The sequence below is a fragment of the Catenulispora pinisilvae genome (assembly GCF_015356865.1).
Taxonomy (GTDB): Bacteria; Actinomycetota; Actinomycetes; order Streptomycetales; family Catenulisporaceae; genus Catenulispora; species Catenulispora pinisilvae.
On sequence record NZ_JAAFZA010000214.1, the window covers coordinates 1 to 18,073 of the forward strand.

Below are 18,073 nucleotides of genomic sequence, written 5' to 3' on the forward strand. Positions count from 1 at the left end.
GCGTTCCTGGCCGTCCACGGTCAGGTGGACGGTCTTCTCGAAGCCGACGTAGGCACCGGCGGCGCCGACGAGTCCCAGCAGCACCGTGCCCTGTACGGCGCGGACCTTGACCTTGGAACCCTCGCTGCATTGCGTCCTCGAAGGCCTGGTAGGCAGCCTCGTTGAAGAGCACGAAGCGGACCTCCTCGACGTCGGTCGTTGCTGCGCGGATGGCTGCGATGGCGATGCGCGCGGCGTCGTCGAGCGGCCAGCCGAAGATGCCGGTGGAGATGGCTGGGAAGGCGACCGTTTTGGCGTCGAGGGAGTCTGCGACGGCGAGGGAGTTGGTGTGGCAGGAGGTTAGGAGTTCGGAGCGGTCCTCGGTTCTGCTGTAGACCGGGCCGACGGTGTGGATGACCCAGTGGGCGGGGAGGCGGCCGGCGGTGGTGGCCACGGCTTGACCGGTGGCGAGGCCGCGGCCGTAGTGGGAGGCGCGGAGGGCGCGGCAGGCTTCGAGGATCTGCGGGCCGCCGGCGCGGTGGATGGCGCCGTCTACTCCGCCGCCGCCGAGGAGGGAGGAGTTGGCCGCGTTCACGATCGCGTCGGTGCTCTGCTTGGTGATGTCGCCGCGGGCCAGGGCGAGGTGGGGCGTGGACATGGCGCGATGCTGTCAACGGTGGGCGGGGAGGCGCAACTGGAAAGCGGAAAAGCAGGCAGTGAGCCAGTGAACGGTTTACATAGCGCGCGGCAGCAGGGTGCACATGCACACAAGCAAAGCGGCAAAGCGGTGGAGCGGCAAAGCGGCAGAGCGGCAAAGCGGCAGAGCGGCAAAGCGGTGGAGCGGCAAAGCGGTGGAGCGGCAAAGCGGTGGAGCGGCAGAGCGGTGGAGCGGCAGAGCGGTGGAGCGGCAGAGCGGCAGAGCGGCAGAGCGGCAGAGCGGCAGAGCGGCGAAAAGCAGCAGAGCTGGCACGGGTAGTGCGAGATAGGGCGCGATGCAGCAGGGCGCAGACAGGCAAAGCAGCAGTGCGGGCGAAGCGATTAGCGCGCGAAGAGTGAGTCCCGCTACAAGCTCAGCGAAGAAGTCACCCACATGCTTTCGGGATGTTCGTCCCGAGCCAGCCATAGGAAGGGCTGCTGGTCCCGCTTCTCCGGGTCGGCGCCCTTCTCCCAGGGGAAGCGGCCTGCGCGGTCTGGCCAGACTGCCTGGAGCATGGGCCATGGTGGGGTCTGGAAGTAGTCCAGGCCGGCGCCGAACATGGCGGGGTACCAGGTGGGGTGTACGGGGCGGGTGGCTACTTCGTAGCCGTCGATGACGCCTTGGCGGCGCTTCTCGGGGCCGAGGCCTCGGCCGTCTTGGACTTGGCGGGCTATTTTGGCGACTAGGGCCATGGCGTTTTCTGCCGGGAGGCCGGTGATGCAGATGTCGAAGCCGCCGTTGCTGTGCCACATGCCTATGGAGTACGCCCAGTCGGGGGTCTCGTGGCTGGTCACGCCCATGGTGTGCCAGCCGTGGGCGCGGACGTTGGTCGCGATCTCGCGGTCGCGGGGGTCCCAGTGGGCCTCGTCGAGGGCTGGGGGCTGGCACAGGAGGCAGTGGCAGGGGGTCGGTTCTATATCCACGCGCTGAAGGCTACCGGGTGTCAGGCTTCTTGCGAGTCGGCGGGCGCCAGGTCGCCGGGGCCGTTTATGAGGCACTGTAGGGCGCGGTCCAGGAGGAGGAACAAGTTGCGGCTTCGGTCGGCGATCCAGAGTTCCTGGGCGGCCAGGAGGGCGCCGATTACGGTGCCGGCCAGGACCTTGACTTCCAGTTCGTCTGGCGCGCGGTTCAGGCGTTCGGCGAAGAGGTTCGCGAGCATGTTGGCGGTGACGAGCATGTGGTCCATGGCGCGGGCGCGGACTTCGGGGATGGTGTAGCCGAGGTAGGCCCGTTCGAGGGCTTCCTCCTGGTCCTCTCGTGGGATCTGGGCCATGGCCTGGAACACGGCCGCGCGGAATGCCTCCAGGGTCGGCAGGTCGCGGGGTTGTGCGCGGAATGCGGCGGCCAGTAGTGGGTCGTAGTCGTCCTGGAGGATCAGGTCTTCCTTGGTCGGGAAGTAGCGGTAGAGGGTGCTGGGGGATACGTCGGCCGCGGCTGCGATCTGCTCCATCGTGGTGGCCGAGTAGCCCGACTCGCGGAACAGGCGCATGGCCTGGTGCTGGATCGCGGTGCGGGTCTGCGCCTTTTTGCGTTCCCGCAGGCCCACCGGTGCTGGGGCGGTGGGCGCGGCGGGAGGCGGGTCAGTCGGCGGCATTGAGGAGATCACCAGTCGATTCTGCTGCCTCGGCCGGTGCGGTGGAGACTCGGGCCCGGCGGGGCAGTTGGGTGGCGGCCAGGACGCCGACGAGGGCGAAGCCGGTGCTGACCCACATCGTCATGCTCGTGGCGTGCACCAGCGAGGATCGGACCGACTCCAGGAGTGCGGGGGAGTGGAGCTTGGCCGCTACCGCGACGCCGGAGCCGGCGCTGCGGGTGGCCGCGTCGGCGAGCGGGGCCGGGAGGTGGGCCGTGGCCGGGGCCAGGTGGCTGCGGTACTGGCTGTTCAGGACGGTGCCCAGGACCGCCACCGCGACTGTGCCGCCGATCTGGCGGATGGTCATCAGCAGGCCGGAGCCGACGCCGGCGCGCTCGGGGGTGAGCTCGTCCAGGGCGGCGGTCATGGCGATCGGCATCGCCAGGCCGACGCCCACACCGCCCATGGTGAGCCAGAACGCGATGTAGCCGTAGCCGTCGTGCACGCCGGTGGTGGTGCCGATCGCCAGCGCGACGGTGAGCAGGACGAATCCGGTGCCGATCAGCGGGCCGGCGCCGACCTTCTTCAGGAACGGCTGGCCTATGCGGACACCGGCCATCAGGCCGGCGATCATCGGCAGCAGCCGCAGGCCGGTGCCGAACGCGTCGGCGCCCTCGACCGCCTGGTAGAACTGCGGCAGCGTGAACATCAGGCCGAACAGCGCGAAGCTGACGATCGTGGACAGGATCGTGCCCCAGGTGAATCCGCGCGCCCGGAAAAGCTCCAGGTCGATGAGGGTCTGCTGGGGGCGGCGCTGCAACTGCACGAACCCGGCCAGCACTACCAGTCCGCCGATCATCGGGACCAGTGCCTGCGCCGAGCCCCAGCCGGCGTCCCCGGCCTTGATCAGGCCGTAGGTGATCGCGGCCAGTCCGATCGCCGAGGCCGCCAGGCCCGGGAGGTCGATGCGCGGCTTGGTCTGCGCGCTCGACTCCGGGACCAGCCACAGCACCGCGAGCAGGGCGATCACCACGACCGGCAGGTTGATCAGGAACACCGAACCCCACCAGTAGTGGTCCAGCAGCCAGCCGCCCAGGATCGGGCCGAGCGGGATGCCGAGCATGTTGGCGGTGGCCCAGATGCCCATGGCGCGCGGCCGTTCCTCGGGCGTGAACAGCACCGTCAGCACGCTCATGCTCAGCGGGATCAGCAGGGCCGCGCCCAGGCCCAGCACCGCGCGCCAGATGATGAGCTCGCCGGAGGAGGTGGCGAAGGCGCAGAAGCCGGAGGCCACGCCGAACGCGGTCAGCGCGATCACCAGCATCCGCTTGCGGCCGAAGCGGTCGCCGAGCAGCCCGCCGGGCAGCAGGGCGATCGCCATGGCCAGGTTGTAGGAGTTCGCGAACCACTGGAGCTGGCTGGTCGAGGCCTTGAGCGAGGTGCTGAGCGTGGGCAGCGCGACGTTCAGCACGGTCAGGTCAAGGCCCACGACCAGCAGGCTCAGTGCCAGGCCGCCGAGCGCCCACCACTTGCGGCTGTCCGCTGTCGGCGGTGCCGCCACCCCCGGTGTCGACTCGATCATGATAGTCCCCTCCTCTTGAAAGCAACTGCTAAATGAAAGCTACTCTCAGAATTTTGCGGAGGCAACAGGGCCGGGACGGTTAGTGGTGGTGGGTCAGCGGCGGATCAGTGGCGGGTCGTTCGCCGGATCACTCCTGGAAGAACTCCAAAGCCGAGTTCAGCGGCTTGCGGGCGAGGTCGGGGACCTCGCAGTCGGCGGCCGGATAGCCGATCGGGAACAGGATGTAGGGGCGCTCGGTCGAGGGGCGCCGCAGGATCTCGGTGAGGAAGGCCATCGGGTTGGGCGTGTGGGTCAGCGTGGCCAGGCCCATGGAGTGCAGGGCGGCGATGAACAGGCCGCAGGCGATACCGACGCTCTCGTTGACGTAGTAGTTCTTGCGCAGTCGGCCGTCGGGCATCGGCGTGCTCTTCTCGGCGAAGGCGACGACGATCCACGGGACGGTGTCCAGATAGGACTTGTCGGAGCCGGTCTCCAGCGGCCCGAGCGCTTCCCGCCAGGCCTCCGGGAGTCGGCCGCCCTCGTAGTTGATGTGTTCTTCGTGCTCGGCGGCCTCGCGGATCCGGTGCCGGAGCGCTGGATCGCCGACGGCGACGAACTTCCACGGCTGCTGGTGCGCGCCGGACGGCGCGGTGTTGGCGGCGGCCACGGCCAGCTCGATCATCTCGGCTGGGACCGGGTCGGGGGAGAAGAAGCGGACGCTGCGCCGGGCTTCCAGATGCTGGTGGAACTCGGCGCCGCGGCGGATGGCCTCGGCCTGGTCGAGGCGTTCGGGGTGGAACGGCAGGAACGGATGCGTGTGGCTCCGGCTGCCGACGGGGGTGGCAGGGCCCTGGTCGAAGGCTGTCATGCCGTTCAGCGTAGGCGGGGGTGTGGTTGGAATCACGCGGTCTGGGCGGGGGTCGGCGGCGGCCGGTGAGGTACAGCTGATGGGGTGACTGATGTGGAGACCGGTGTTGAGGCCGGCGGGGTCGAGCCGCCGCTGCACGTGTTCCGTACCCGGGTCTGGTTCGACGAGCTCGACAAGGTGGGCGTGCTGCACAACGCGCGGTACGCGGTGCACGCCGAGCGGGCCCTGAGCACCTGGTACGAGAGCCGTCCGGAGCTGATCGACGGGCCGGACATGCGGCATCTGGTGAAGGCGTACGAGGTCGAGTTCCGGGTGCCGGTCGACGGGGTCGGCGAGCTGGACGTGGAGCTGCGGCTGGCCAAGCTCGGGACGACGAGCTGCGTGTACGAGTTCCGGTTCGTCGGGGACGGCGGTGTGGTGCACGCGGTCGGGCGGCGGACGATTGTGCGGACCGGGCCGGATCGGCGGCCGGTGCCGTGGTCGGAGGAGTTCCGGCGGATCCACGAGCGCGGGGTCGAATAGGCGGCGGTGGCGGCTGGAAGGCAGCTAACCCCGATCCGCGCGGTGGGGCGCGGGCGGAGTAGGCGCCTTCAGCCGGAGCGGAGTAGGTGTCTTCAGTCGGAGGCGAGCACGCGGAAGCGGTCGGGCGCGGCCGGATCGCGGTCGGCGACCTGGATCGGTGGCCATGCCCACTGCCAGACGCTGATGCCCGGCACTCGGGAGAACTGGATTCGGCCGCGGGTGCCTTCGATGGAGATGTGGGGCCAGGCTTCGGCGATGCCGGGACTGGTGCCAGAGCCGGGGCTGGTGTTAGTGCCGGCGTCAGTGCCGTGGCCGGTGCCGTGGAAGCGCAGGGCTTCGGCGAGGGTGGCGATGGTGTCGTAGCCCTCGAAGCCGACGAAGGATGGTGCGGCTCCCAGCCGCTCGCGCAGCGCAGCCTCGACTCGCGTGCCGAGCGGGGTGAGGTGTTCGGGGAGGTAGCGCAGGAACGGGATCGCAGTGCCGTCGCTGCCGAGCAGCGAATGCCACTCGGCGAACTCGGGCTGACCGGCGGGAGCGCCGATGAGGACGTCGGCGAGGCGGGGGTCGGCGCGGACGGCCTGAACGATCGGAACGGCGGGTTCCGGGGTGCCGACCAGGAGCAGCAGGGCTGTTGCGCGGTGGTCGGCGAGGGCGTCGCAGACCGCTGCGGCGTCGAGCGGGCTCATGTCGAGTTCGATGAGGGTGCCGCCGCGGGCGGCCAGGTGCTCCCGCAGGATGCGGGTGCCGGAGGCCCAGTAGACGGTGGGCTGGGTGGCGACGGCGATGCGGGTGTGGCCGGACTTGAGGAGGAAGTCCGCGTAGACGCGCCAGCCGCGGGATTGGGCCGGGGCGATGCGGGCGACCCAGTCGGTCGGCTGCTCGGTGAGCGCGTCGAGGACCGCTGAGGAGCAAAGGAACGGCAGGGCGAGGGCGTCGGCGCGGGCGGCGGCGGAGCGGGCCACGACGCTGTGGTACTCGCCGACGAAGGCGGCCACGCCCAGGTCGGCCAGCTCGTCGACGGCCGCCGCGGCCTGGGCCGGGTCGGCGGCGGTGTCGCGGACCAGCAGTTCCAGCGGCCGGCCGTCGATCAGGCCGGCCTCGCCGGCCGCGAGTTCGAGACCGGCGAGCAGGTGGCGGCCGGCCTCGACCCAGCCCGGCTTGCTCAGGGGAACGAGCGCGCCGATGCGGATGGGCGAAGGCGGCGTATTCATAGGCTGATCGTATGCGGTCGGCCGCTGCTGGGAGAGAGAAAGAAGACCGCCGCTGATCCGACCCTTGTTAACGAGTACCGATTTGTTAACAAGTACAGATTTGTTATCAAGTACAGATTTGTTATCAAGTACAGATCAGCGGCGGTACACAGTGTTCTGACCGGCTCAGCCCAGCGCCTCAGCTCAGCGAGTAAGGCGCCAGCTCCGAAGGCAGCTCCGAAGCCGAGGCCCGGTCCAGCAGGAACAGGCTGCGCCCGCGCCCGCGCGCCCCGGCGGCCGGGATCTGCACCGGTCCGGCGCCGGACAGCGCCAGGTGCGTGACCTTCGCCTTCTCCGTGCCGGCCGCGACCACCCAGACCTCGGCGGCCGACTGGATCGCGGGCAGGGTCAGCGAGACCCGCAGCGGCGGGGGCTTCGGCGAGTTGTGGACGCCGACCACGCTGCGCTTCTCCTCGTACAGGGCCGGGTGGCCCGGGAAGAGGGAGGCGATGTGGCCGTCCGGGCCCATGCCGAGCAGCAGCACGTCGAAGGCCGGGACGTCCGCGCCCTCGCGGGCGAAGTCGGCCAGCGTCGCCGCGTACTGCTCCGCCGACTCCTCGGGCGTGAAGCCCGCGGTGTCGGCGGCCGGCACCGCGTGGATGTTCTCCGCCGGCAGCAGGCCCTCGGCGACCAGGCCGTCCAGCAGTGCCGCGCGGGCCTGGGTCTCGTTGCGCTCGGGATCGCCGGTCGGCAGGAATCGCTCGTCGCCCCACCACAGCTGGACCCGGGACCAGTCCACGGCGCCGCGCGCCGGGGAGGCCGCGACGGCCGCCAGGGACTTGGTCCCGACGGTGCCGCCGGTGAGGACGACGTGCGCGGCGCCACGCAGCGCCTGCACGTCGGCCACCCGGGTGATCAGCCGCGCCGCCACCGCCTGAGCCAGGACTTCCGCGTCCCGGTGGACGATGACCACGGGAGTGGCGCTCATGGCGCGCCGTCCGCGGGCTTGGCGGCGGCCTTGTCGGCGGGCTTGTCGCTCGGCTTGTCGTCCGGCTTGGCGCCGGCCTGGCCGAGCGGCTCGTCGATGGCGAGGTTCTGAAGTTCCTGCTCGCGCTCGACCGACTCCTTCGGCAGTTCGCCCAGCGGGCCCTTGTCGGGCTCGGCGGTCACCGTGATCGTCGACTTCTGCGGGGCGGTCGGCTGCATCTTCTCGATGGCCGCCGCGTCCTGCTCGGTGACGTGCCGCAGCACCTCCTCGTACGTCTCGTCGACGTCGAGCCGGCGCAGCTCCTCGGTGAGCAGGTCGGCCAGCTCGCGGCGCTTGAGCGCGACGTGCCGGTCGGGCTGCTCGGGCATCGACAGCACGGCCAGCATGCCGTCCGGGCGGGTCAGGCTGATCTCGCCCTTGTCGGTGCCCATGTGCACGCCGGTGATGCCCGGGCCGGTGTCGGTGGACAGCGTCACCGGCACGCCCAGGCGCCAGCCCAGCCAGACCGCCAGCAGCGTCGAGGAGGCGTTGTCCACCTCGGCGGTGACCTTGACGCTGCCCACCGTGGCCGGCAGCTGGTCCAGGGCCGCGGCCAGCATGGAGCGCCACGGGGTGCAGCGGGTCCAGGCCAGGTCGGTGTCGCCGGGGGAGTAGCCGCGCAGCCGGTCGGCGACCGGGATCGGCTGGTGGGTGCCGGAGGCGTCGGTGATCCGGCGCATCGCCAGCTTGCCCAGCGCCGAGGCGGCCGGGTCCTCCGGGGACTCGGCCGGCCACCAGGTGACCACCGGGGTGTCCGGCAGCAGCAGCGGCAGTACGACGGCGTCGGCGTGCGCCGCCAGCTCGCCGTTCAGCCGCATCACCACGGCCTCGCCCGGGCCCATCTCGTCGCCCACCCGCACCTCGGCGTCCAGCCCGGAGAAGGGCTGTTCCGGATGCGGTATGACGACCAGGATGCGCGAGGGGTGCGCGCGCGAGGCCTCGCGCGCGGCCCGCAGGGCGTAGTAGTGGTGCCGCTCGTCGGTCTCGATCACCAGGGTCAGGACCGCGCCGGTGGTGGCCGCCCCGGCCTCCTTGCGGATGTCGATCAGGGCGTTGGCGATCTTCGCCGAGGTGGTGGAATCCAGGTGCTTGATCATGGCCGCCGCCAGCTCCGTCCGTCCTTGGCCAGCATCTCGTCCGCCTTGGCCGGACCCCAGGTGCCGGAGGTGTACTGCTCGGGCTTGCCGTGCTCGTCCCAGTACTCCTCGATCGGGTCCAGGACTTCCCAGCCCAGCTCGACCTCGGCGACCCGGGGGAACAGCGGGGCGTCGCCCAGCAGCACGTCCAGGATCAGCCGCTCGTAGGCCTCCGGGGAGGACTCGGTGAACGCCTCGCCGTAGGCGAAGTCCATGTTCACGTCGCGCACCTCCATCGAGGTGCCCGGGACCTTCGAGCCGAAGCGCACGGTCACGCCCTCGTCCGGCTGCACCCGGATCACCAGGGCGTTCTGCCCCAGCTCCTCGGTCTGCGTCGGGGTGAAGGGCAGGAACGGCGAGCGCTTGAACACCACCGCGATCTCGGTGACGCGCCGGCCCAGACGCTTGCCGGTGCGCAGGTAGAAGGGGACACCGGCCCAGCGCCGGGTGTTCACTTCCAGCTTCACCGCGGCGTAGGTGTCGGTGGTGGAGTCCGGCGAGATGCCGTCCTCCTGCAGGTACCCGACCACCTTCTCGCCGCCCTGCCAGCCGCTGGCGTACTGGCCCCGGACCGTGTAGGTGTCCAGGTCGTCCGGGAGCCGGATGGCCGAGAGCACCTTGGTCTTCTCCGCGGCGATGGCGTCGGCGTCGAAGGACACCGGCTCCTCCATCGCGGTCAGCGCCAGCAGCTGGAGCAGGTGGTTCTGGATGACGTCGCGCGCCGCGCCGATGCCGTCGTAGTACCCGGCCCGGCCGCCGATGCCGATGTCCTCGGCCATCGTGATCTGGACGTGGTCCACGTGGTCCCGGCTCCAGATCGGCTCGAACATCTCGTTGGCGAAACGCAGCGCCAGGATGTTCTGGACCGTCTCCTTGCCCAGGTAGTGGTCGATGCGGAAGACCGACTTGGGCGGGAACACCGAGTCCACGATGGCGTTCAGCTCGCGGGCCGAGGCCAGGTCGTGGCCGAACGGCTTCTCGATGATCACCCGGCGCCAGGAGCCCTCCGGGCCCTGGTCCAGGCCGACCTCGTGCAGCTGCTCGACCACGCCGGGGAAGAACTTCGGCGGGACCGACAGGTAGAACGCGTGGTTGCCGTTGGTGCCGCGCTCGGCGTCCAGCTTGTCGATGGTGTCCTTGAGCTCCATGAAGGCCTGCTTGTCGCCGAACTCGCCGGAGACGAAGCGGAAGCCCTCGGAGAGCTGGCGCCAGACCTCTTCGCGGTACGGGGTCCGCGCGTGCTCCTTGACCGCCAGGTGTACTTCCTCGGCGAAGTCCTGGTCGGCCCAGTCCCGGCGGGCGAAGCCGACCAGGGCGAAGCCCGGGGGCAGCAGCCCGCGGTTGGCCAGGTCGTAGATCGCCGGCATCAGCTTCTTGCGGGACAGGTCGCCGGTGACGCCGAACATCACCAGGCCGCAGGGCCCGGCGATGCGCGGCAGCCGGCGGTCGGCGGCGTCGCGCAGCGGGTTCGCCGCGCCTTCGGGCGCCAGCTCGTGCGACAGGAGGGTCTTCTCCGCCTGCGAGAGCTGATAGCCCTGGTGGCCCTTGTCCACCGCTGGCTTCGGGTATTTGGGCAAAGGGCTCACCGGAGCTTGTCCAGTTCGCCCTGGACCGCCTCGAGGAGCTCCTTCCAGGACACCTCGAACTTGTCCACGCCCTCGTCCTCCAGCAGCTGGACGACGTCGTCGTAGGACACGCCGGCGGCGGCCAGGTCGGCCAGCACCTTGTGCGAGTCGGCGTAGAAGCCGCGGATCGAGTCCTCGACCGGCTTGCCGTGGTCGGCCTCGGCGTCCAGGGTGGCCTCCGGCATGGTGTTCACCACGCCGCGGGTGATCAGGTCGTCGACGTACATGGTGTCCACGTACGCCGGGTCCTTCACGCCGGTGGAGGCCCACAGCGGGCGCTGCGGCTTGGCGCCGGCGGCGGCCAGGGCCTTCCAGCGGTCGGAGGTGAAGACCTCCTCGTAGGCCTCGAAGGCCAGGCGGGCGTTGGCGACGCCGGCCTTGCCGCGCAGCTCGGTGTTGCCCAGCTTCTCCAGGCGCTTGTCGATCTCGGTGTCGACCCGGCTGACGAAGAACGACGCGACCGAGGCGATCTTGCCCAGGTCGTGGCCGTTCGCCTTGGCCTGCTCGATCCCGGCCAGGAACGCGTCCATCACCGCGCGGTAGCGCTCCAGCGAGAAGATCAGCGTCACGTTTACGCTGATGCCGGCGGCCAGCACCTCGGTGATGGCCGGCAGGCCCTCGCGGGTAGCGGGGATCTTGATGAACAGGTTCTCCCGGTCCACCAGCCACCACAGCTGCTTGGCCTCGGCCACGGTCGGCACGGTGGAGTGCGCCAGGCGCGGGTCGACCTCGATCGAGACCCGGCCGTCCTGGCGGTCGGAGGCGTCGTAGGCCGGGCGCAGCACGTCGGCCGCCGCCCGGACGTCGGCGGTGGTGATCATGCGGATCGCCTCGTCGACGGTGACCCCGCGCACCGCGAGGTCCTTCAGCTGCTCGGTGTAGACCTCGGAACCGACGATCGCCTTCTGGAAGATCGTCGGGTTGGTGGTCACCCCGACCACGTTCTTCTGGGCCATGAGGTCGGCCAGGTTGCCGGTCTGCAGGCGCTTGCGGGACAGGTCGTCCAGCCAGATCGCGACACCGGCTCCGGACAGCGCGTCCAGGTTCTTGCTCGTCATCTCGTCATCTCCCTCTTCACCTAAAAATCAAGCGCCTGCGGCGGCCAGGGATTCCCGGGCCGCGGCCTCGACGGCTTCCGCCGTGATGCCGAACTCGCGGTACAGCGTCTTGTAGTCGGCCGAGGCGCCGAAGTGCTCCAGCGAGACGCTGCGGCCGGCGTCGCCGACGTACTGCTTCCAGCCGGCGCCGACCCCGGCCTCGACCGAGACGCGGGCCTTCACGGCGGTCGGCAGGACCGACTCCTTGTAGGCGGCGTCCTGCTCCTCGAACCACTCCGTGGAGGGCATCGAGACCACGCGGGTCGGGATGCCGTCGGCCTCCAGCGCCTCGCGGGCCTGGATCGCCAGCTGCACCTCCGAGCCGGTGCCGATGAGGATCACCTTCGGGGCGCCGGCACTGGCCTCGGCCAGCACGTAGCCGCCCTTGGCGGTGCCCTCGACCGCGTCCAGCGAGGAGTTCAGCGCCTCGTGGTCGTAGGTCGGGATGCCCTGGCGGGTCAGCGCGATGCCGACCGGGCCGTGGTCGTCGTTCCCGGTGTGCTTCTCCATCAGGGCCTTCCAGGCGCCGACGGTCTCGTTGGCGTCGCCCGGGCGGACCATCGTCATCCCCGGGATCAGGCGCAGCGAGGCCACCTGCTCCACCGGCTGGTGGGTCGGGCCGTCCTCGCCCAGGCCGATCGAGTCGTGCGTCCAGACGTAGGTCACCGGCAGCTTCATCAGCGCGGCCAGGCGCACCGTCGGGCGCATGTAGTCGGAGAACACCAGGAAGGTGCCGCCGAACGGCAGGGTGTTGCCGTGGACCGTGATGCCGTTCAGGATCGCGCCCATCGCCGCTTCGCGGATGCCGAAGTGCAGGATGCGGCCGTAGGGGCTGGACTCGCCGAACTCGGTCTCGCCGTAGACCGAGGGCAGGAAGGACTTGCCGCCCTTGATCGTGGTCAGGTTCGACTCCGCGAGGTCGGCCGAGCCGCCCCACAGCTCCGGCACCGACTCGGCGATCGCCTGGATGACGGCCTCGGAGGCCTTGCGGGTCGGCACGTCCTTGCCCGGCTCGAAGGTCGGGAGCTTGGCGGCCCAGCCGGCCGGCAGCTCGCGCTCGGCGATCCGGTCGAAGTCGGCGGCGCGCTCGGGGTTCTTGGTGCGCCAGGCGGCGAACTCGGCGTCCCAGGCCGCGTGCGCGACCGCGCCGCGCGCGCCGACCTGGCGGGCGTGCGCGAGCACGTCGGCGGCGACGTCGAAGGTCTTCTCCGGGTCCATGCCCATGACCTTCTTGGTGGCCGCGACCTCGGCCTCGCCCAGCGCGGCGCCGTGCGCCTTGCCGGAGTTCTGCAGGTTCGGGGCCGGCCAGCCGATGATGGTGCGCAGCCGGATGATCGAGGGGCGGTCAGTCTCCGCCTCGGCGGCCAGCAGGGCCTGGTGCAGCTCCTGGACGTTCTCGTGGTACTCCCCGCCGGACAGCCAGTCCACGTGCTGCACGTGCCAGCCGTAGGCCTCGTAGCGGTGCAGCACGTCCTCGCCGAAGGCCACCTTGGTGTCGCCCTCGATCGAGATGTGGTTGTCGTCGTAGACGGCGATCAGGTTGCCCAGCTTCTGGTGCCCGGCGATCGAGGACGCCTCGCCGGTGATGCCCTCTTCCAGGTCGCCGTCGGAGACGAAGACGTAGATCTTGTGGTCGAACGGCGAGCCGCCGGCCGCCGCGTCCGGGTCGAACAGGCCGCGCTCGTAGCGGGCCGCCATCGCCATGCCGACCGAGTTCGACAGGCCCTGGCCCAGCGGGCCGGTGGTGACCTCGATGCCGGCGGTGTGGCCGTACTCCGGGTGGCCCGGGGTGAGCGAGCCCCACTTCCGGAAGTGCCGCAGGTCGTCGAGCTCCAGACCGAGGCCCGCGTAGTAGAGCTGGATGTACTGGGTCAGCGAGGAGTGGCCGCAGGACAGCACGAAACGGTCCCGGCCGACCCAGTGCGGGTCGGCCGGGTCGAAGCGAAGGTGCCGCTGGAAGAGCAGGTAGGCCGCGGGAGCCAGGGACATCGCGGTCCCAGGGTGGCCGTTACCAGTGTTCTGGACGGCGTCCATGGCCAGGGCTCGGACGGTGTCCACAGCGCGCTTGTCCAAGTCGGTCCACTCGAACGGGGTTGCGGTGCTTGCGGTGCTCACCGGAAGCGCTCCTTCGCAGTTCACGCGCCGAGGCCCCACGCTCGGGTACAGCTGGTGGGACCTCTGCGCAACATGATTCAGATCTCGTTTCGCCAGCCTACTCGGACCTCAGGGGCCCCGCGTTCCGAGTCAGCAGGTGAGAACGTACGGCCGGGCTAACCCTTAGTGAACGCCGAGTGGTGAAGTACTCGGATACCCGCGGTGGGCGGCGCGGCGGCGACTCGACGCGCGATAAGGCGACCCGCCGCAAGAGCGCCTAGGGGGACGGTTTAAAGTTGCGTGTTGTCCGAATCAGGCATCCATGGAGGACGGGCTTTTGACCACGGTCGAGACTCCCCCGGCCACGGCTCCGTCCCGGACCGTCACTCCCTCTGTGGAGCCGGTCGGCGAAGTCCGCGGTGGGCAAACGATGGCGGTCGTCAAGGCGTACGTCGCCCTGACCAAGCCACGAATCATCGAGCTGCTGCTGGTCACCACCATTCCGGTGATGTTCCTGGCGCTGCGCCATGTGCCGGGGCTGTGGCCGGTGATCGCCGTGACCATCGGCGGCTACCTGTCCGCCGGTAGCGCCAACGCGCTGAACTGCTACGTGGACCGCGACATCGACGCCGAGATGCGCCGCACCCGGCGCCGTCCGGTGCCGGCCGCCTCGGTCACCCCCAAGGACGCGCTCGTGTTCGGGCTCGTGCTCGGGGTGGTGTCCACCCTGTGGCTCGGGTTCGCGGTGAACTGGCTCTCCTCGGGCCTGGCGCTGTTGGCGAACGCTTTCTACGTGCTCGTCTACACGATGGTGCTCAAGCGGCGCACTCCGCAGAACATCGTCTGGGGCGGCGCGGCCGGCTGCTTCCCGGCGCTGATCGGCTGGACCGCGGCGACGGACCGGCTGGCGTGGGCGCCGGTGGTGCTGTTCATGGTCGTGTTCCTGTGGACGCCGCCGCACTTCTGGGCGCTGGCCATCCGCTACCGCGAGGACTACGCCCTGGCGAACGTGCCGATGCTGCCGGTGGTGGCCCCGGCCCGCGAGGTGACCAAGCAGATCGTCTGGTACTCCTACGCGACCGTGGCCTGCTCGCTGCTGCTGTGGCCGATCGGGCACACCGGCCTGGTCTACCCGATCGCCGCGGCCGTGCTGGGCGTGGTGTTCCTGGTCGAGGCGCACCGGCTGGACCTGCGGGCGCGCTCGGGCAAGGACGGGGCGGCGCTGCTGCCGATGCGGCTGTTCCACTTCTCGAACATGTACCTGGCGCTGCTGTTCGTGGCGGCCGCGGTGAGCCCTCTCGTCCACTGAGGGCCCTGGTCCACTAGCCTTCAAGCGTGTATCGGCTCACCAACACCACCCAGCACTACGCCTGGGGATCGCCCAGCGCCATCAGCGAGCTGCTAGGCCGCGAGCCCTCCGGGCAGCCGGAGGCCGAGCTGTGGATGGGCGCGCACCCGACCGCGCCGTCCCGGATCGACGGCGGCGAGGCGACCCTGCTCGACTTCGTCTCCGCCGATCCGGTGGGGATGCTCGGCCCGCAGGTCGCCGCCCGGTTCAAGAACCGGCTGCCGTTCCTGCTCAAGGTGCTGTCGGCGGCCAAGGCGCTGTCCATCCAGACCCATCCCACGCGGGCCCAGGCCGAGGCCGGGTACGCCGCCGAGCAGGAGCGCGGGCTGCCGGCCGGCGACCCGGACCGCAACTACGCGGACGACTGGCCCAAGCCGGAGATCCTGATGGCGCTCACCGCCTTCGAGGCGCTGGCCGGGTGCCGGAGCGCCGAGGACGCCGAGCGTGTGCTCGCGGCGGTGGTGGCGCTGGGTGCCCAGGCGCTGGAGCCGGTCCGGGCCGAGCTGGCCGACAAGCCGGAGCCGGCCACCGTGGCCGCGGCGATCGGCCGGCTGCTGGAGTGGCCGGCGGACACCCGCGGGGAGCTGGTGGCCAGCGTCGTCGAGGCCTGCCGGGCCGGAGCCGACAAGGGCGGCGAGTCCGCCGAACTCTCGGCCGGGGAGTTGGCCGAGGATTTGGCCGAGGACTTCGCGGCCGTGCTGCGGGTCGCCGAGGACTTCCCCGGCGACATCGGCCTGGTGGCCATGCTGCTGATGAAGCGGGTGGTGCTGGAGCCGGGCGAGGCGATCTTCCTGGAGGCCGGCGGGCTGCACGCCTACCTGCGCGGCACCGGCGTCGAGCTGCTGGCCAACTCCGACAACGTGCTGCGGGCCGGCCTGACGCCCAAGCACATCGACGTCGCCGAGCTGCTGCGGGTCATGGACGCCTCGGTGCCGGTCCCGGTCCGGCACGGCACGGCCATCGGCGTGGGCGTCGTCGAGTTCGACACCCCGGCGCCGGAGTTCCGGCTCTACCACGCCACGCTCGACACCAAGACCACGCTGCGCGCGGAACTGCCCGGCACCGGGCCGCGGATCGTGCTGGCGCTGTCCGGCGAGGTCGAGCTGCGCGGGACCCGGGGTGCGCTGACGCTGACGCAGGGGGAGTCCTGCTTCGTGCCGGCGCGGGAGGGGCGGGTCGAGGTTTCGGGGCTGGCTGATCTGGTGGTGGCCGCACCGGGGGTCTAGCGGCTTTGGAGAGGTGAGCGAGGGCGCCCGGACCGTGTCGGTCCGGGCGCCCTTGACCGCCGCAGGCTGCTGACAGTGCCAGCTGCGTCAGGGCGCGTCACGGATGGGTGTCGGCGACGGCGATGACCTCGTCCAGTCGGCGTAGCGCGGACGTGAGCTGGGTGACCCGCTCATGGATGCGGTCGCGCTCGGTGCGGAGCATGATGCGCTGCTCGGCGTCGGTGTGGCCGGTGTTGAAGCACGGCATCAGCTCGGCGATCCTCTTGCTGGTCAGCCCGGCGGAGTACATGTCCTGGAAGAAGCCGACCTTCTCGAGGGCTGTTTCCGGGTAGTGGCGCTGACCCGAGATACTGCGCTCTGCGATCAGCAGCCCTTGCTCCTCGTAGTAGCGCAGCGCGCGGACGCTGACGCCCGATCGTGTCGCCAGTTCCCCGATCCGCATCTGCCGGCCTCCCGTCCAGTCTCGACTTGCCTCTGACGTTAGCGTCAGGTTTTAGCGTAGTCCCCATGGAGATCAACGGATCGATCGCACTGGTTACCGGTGCCAACCGCGGCCTGGGCCGCGCCTTCACCTCGCACCTGCTCGACCGCGGTGCCGCCAAGGTCTACGCCACCGCACGACGGCCGCAGGAGATAGACCTCGACGGTCTGGACGCGAGCCGCGTCGAACGGCTCGCCCTGGACATCACGGACCCCGCCGCGGCGAGCCGGGTCGCCGAGTCGGCGCCGGACGTCACGCTGCTGGTCAACAACGCGGGTTCCAATACCTGGCAGGACATGGTGGCCGGGGACCTGGACCAGATCAGGTTCGAGCTGGAGACCCACCTGTTCGGGTCGCTGAACATGGTCCGGGCGTTCGCGCCGGTGCTGGGAGGCAACGGCGGCGGTGCGGTGGTGAACGTCCTGTCGGCGATGTCCTGGTTCGCCCATCCCGGCGCCAATGCCTACCACGTCGCCAAGGCCGCAGCGTGGGCGATGGTCAACAGCGTCCGCCTGGAGCTCGCCGACCAGGGCACCTTGGTCACCGGGGTGCACCTGGGACTGGCCGACACCGATATGAGCGCCGGGTTCGACAGCGCGAAGCTCGCGCCGGTCGAGGTCGCCCGCGCCGCGCTGGACGGGGTCGAGGCCGGTGCGTGGGAGGTGCTGGTGGACGACTGGAGTCGCTCGGTCAAGGCGGCGCTCGCGGCGGACCCGCGTCCCTTCTACGAAGCGCTCGCGGCGACCACGTTCTGACGAGGGCCCTGTTCTGACTAGGACCACGTTCTGACCAGGACCACGTTCTGACGAGGACCACGTCCTGAGGTGGCGGTCGCGTTCGGCGAGTCGCGGCCGCTTCGGAAAGAAGTCGGTCGGACCGGGCAACCCGGGACCCGGGCCGACCCCTCAAGGACCGGTGACAGAAGATTGAGCCGGTCGGAGGGGACAGTCCATGGCGCGGGGAGACAAGGCGGCCGTCGAGGACGAACTGGAGCAGTTCGTCCAAGGGCGGTATCTGGCGCTGCGCCGCACGGCGTACCTGCTGTGCGGGGACTGGCACCGTGCCGAGGACCTGGTGCAGGGCACCTTGGTCAAGGTCGTGGTGGTCGCGCGGCGACACCGGGTGGACAGCCTGGACGCGTATTCGCGGCAGGTGCTGCTCCGGCTGTTCCTGGACGAGAACCGTCGGCTGTGGCGGCGCCGGGAGAGGTTGTGGGCGGAGCCGCTGGAGGTGGTCGACGGCACCGCCGGGGACAGCGACGTCAAGCTCACGGTGCTCTCGGCGCTGCGCGGGCTGCCACCTCGGCAGCGTGCGGCGGTCGTCCTGCGCTACTGGGAGGACCGCAGCATCGAGGAGACCGCGGCGCTGCTCGACATCTCACCGGGCACCGTGAAGAGCCAGTGTTCCAAGGCGCTCGCCGCGCTGCGGACGGTACTCCAGGACGACCGGCTCGGCCTCGGGATCGGCTCGGAAGGAGCCTCGGCGTGAACGAGAACGAGATCAGGGATGTGTTGGGAGCGGGGATCGGTGAGGAACCGCCGATCGGCGGCGGCCCGGCGGCGGTGTTCGCGGGGGCGCGGGCGCACCGGAACCGGACCAGGGCGCTCACCGGCGGGCTGAGCATGGCGGCGGTGCTGGGGGTCGCGGCC

16 protein-coding genes and 1 pseudogene are annotated in these 18,073 nt (G+C 70.5%); 5 read left to right on the plus strand and 12 right to left on the minus strand.

The genetic code is table 11. From position 1 onward, the window contains the following. Positions 1–133 precede the first annotated feature (133 nt). From IZR01_RS38300 to IZR01_RS38320, 5 genes and pseudogenes are all read right to left on the minus strand, one after another. Positions 134–637: pseudogene (locus IZR01_RS38300) on the minus strand (O-acetyl-ADP-ribose deacetylase); the annotation flags it as partial. Positions 638–1,041: 404 nt separating this feature from the next. Continuing rightward, positions 1,042–1,599 carry a DUF4262 domain-containing protein gene (locus IZR01_RS38305; RefSeq protein ID WP_194926712.1) on the minus strand — a complete coding sequence of 186 codons (558 nt, stop codon included), beginning with the start codon at positions 1,597–1,599 and terminating at the stop codon, positions 1,042–1,044. 20 nt (positions 1,600–1,619) lie between these two features. Beyond that, positions 1,620–2,282: an acyl-CoA-like ligand-binding transcription factor gene (locus IZR01_RS52675; protein WP_323747227.1), complete on the minus strand. Its 663-nt coding sequence runs from the start codon at positions 2,280–2,282 to the stop codon at positions 1,620–1,622. Continuing rightward, the gene (locus IZR01_RS38315) at positions 2,257–3,831 is read right to left on the minus strand and encodes a DHA2 family efflux MFS transporter permease subunit (RefSeq protein ID WP_194897823.1); all 1,575 of its coding nucleotides are present in this window, start codon (positions 3,829–3,831) and stop codon (positions 2,257–2,259) included. The genes IZR01_RS52675 and IZR01_RS38315 overlap by 26 nt, the downstream gene beginning before the upstream one ends. A 127-nt stretch (positions 3,832–3,958) precedes the next feature. Next, entirely contained in the window at positions 3,959–4,678 is a 720-nt protein-coding gene (locus tag IZR01_RS38320) for a nitroreductase family protein (RefSeq protein ID WP_194897824.1), read from the minus strand. An 84-nt stretch (positions 4,679–4,762) separates the two neighbouring features. On the opposite strand from IZR01_RS38320, the gene IZR01_RS38325 reads away from it, so the two are divergent. Continuing rightward, positions 4,763–5,200, plus strand: a complete 438-nt coding sequence (locus tag IZR01_RS38325; protein WP_194897825.1) for an acyl-CoA thioesterase — start codon at positions 4,763–4,765, stop codon at positions 5,198–5,200. 92 nt (positions 5,201–5,292) lie between these two features. Here IZR01_RS38325 and IZR01_RS38330 read toward each other — a convergent pair whose 3' ends face one another. From IZR01_RS38330 to tkt, 6 genes are all read right to left on the minus strand, one after another. After that, complete coding sequence (locus IZR01_RS38330; RefSeq protein WP_194897826.1) at positions 5,293–6,411, minus strand: ABC transporter substrate-binding protein; 1,119 nt, start codon at positions 6,409–6,411, stop codon at positions 5,293–5,295. Between the two features lie 178 nt (positions 6,412–6,589). Beyond that, positions 6,590–7,378, minus strand: a complete 789-nt coding sequence (gene pgl, locus IZR01_RS38335) for a 6-phosphogluconolactonase (RefSeq protein ID WP_194897827.1) — start codon at positions 7,376–7,378, stop codon at positions 6,590–6,592. After that, positions 7,375–8,514, minus strand: a complete 1,140-nt coding sequence (locus IZR01_RS38340) for a glucose-6-phosphate dehydrogenase assembly protein OpcA (protein ID WP_194897828.1) — start codon at positions 8,512–8,514, stop codon at positions 7,375–7,377. The genes pgl and IZR01_RS38340 overlap by 4 nt, the downstream gene beginning before the upstream one ends. Next, positions 8,511–10,043, minus strand: coding sequence for a glucose-6-phosphate dehydrogenase (gene zwf, locus IZR01_RS38345; RefSeq protein WP_194897834.1), 1,533 nt, complete (start codon positions 10,041–10,043; stop codon positions 8,511–8,513). Before zwf ends, IZR01_RS38340 begins: the two co-directional genes overlap by 4 nt. Before the next feature lie 92 nt (positions 10,044–10,135). Then, entirely contained in the window at positions 10,136–11,236 is a 1,101-nt protein-coding gene (tal, locus tag IZR01_RS38350; protein ID WP_194926713.1) for a transaldolase, read from the minus strand. Between the two features lie 27 nt (positions 11,237–11,263). Further along, complete coding sequence (gene tkt / locus IZR01_RS38355) at positions 11,264–13,390, minus strand: transketolase (RefSeq protein WP_194926714.1); 2,127 nt, start codon at positions 13,388–13,390, stop codon at positions 11,264–11,266. Positions 13,391–13,691: 301 nt separating this feature from the next. On the opposite strand from tkt, the gene IZR01_RS38360 reads away from it, so the two are divergent. After that, positions 13,692–14,678 (plus strand): heme o synthase, encoded by a 987-nt coding sequence (locus IZR01_RS38360; RefSeq protein ID WP_194897831.1) that lies wholly within the window; start codon positions 13,692–13,694, stop codon positions 14,676–14,678. 26 nt (positions 14,679–14,704) lie between these two features. Next, positions 14,705–15,943, plus strand: a complete 1,239-nt coding sequence (gene manA / locus IZR01_RS38365) for a mannose-6-phosphate isomerase, class I (protein ID WP_194926715.1) — start codon at positions 14,705–14,707, stop codon at positions 15,941–15,943. A 97-nt stretch (positions 15,944–16,040) separates the two neighbouring features. On the opposite strand, the gene IZR01_RS38370 is transcribed toward manA, so the two are convergent. Further along, entirely contained in the window at positions 16,041–16,385 is a 345-nt protein-coding gene (locus IZR01_RS38370; protein ID WP_194900054.1) for a MerR family transcriptional regulator, read from the minus strand. Positions 16,386–16,450: 65 nt separating this feature from the next. Between IZR01_RS38370 and IZR01_RS38375 the strand changes: the two genes are divergently transcribed. Then, positions 16,451–17,179, plus strand: a complete 729-nt coding sequence (locus IZR01_RS38375; protein WP_194926716.1) for an SDR family oxidoreductase — start codon at positions 16,451–16,453, stop codon at positions 17,177–17,179. Positions 17,180–17,375: 196 nt separating this feature from the next. Continuing rightward, complete coding sequence (locus IZR01_RS38380) at positions 17,376–17,912, plus strand: SigE family RNA polymerase sigma factor (protein ID WP_194900052.1); 537 nt, start codon at positions 17,376–17,378, stop codon at positions 17,910–17,912. Positions 17,913–18,073 lie beyond the last annotated feature (161 nt).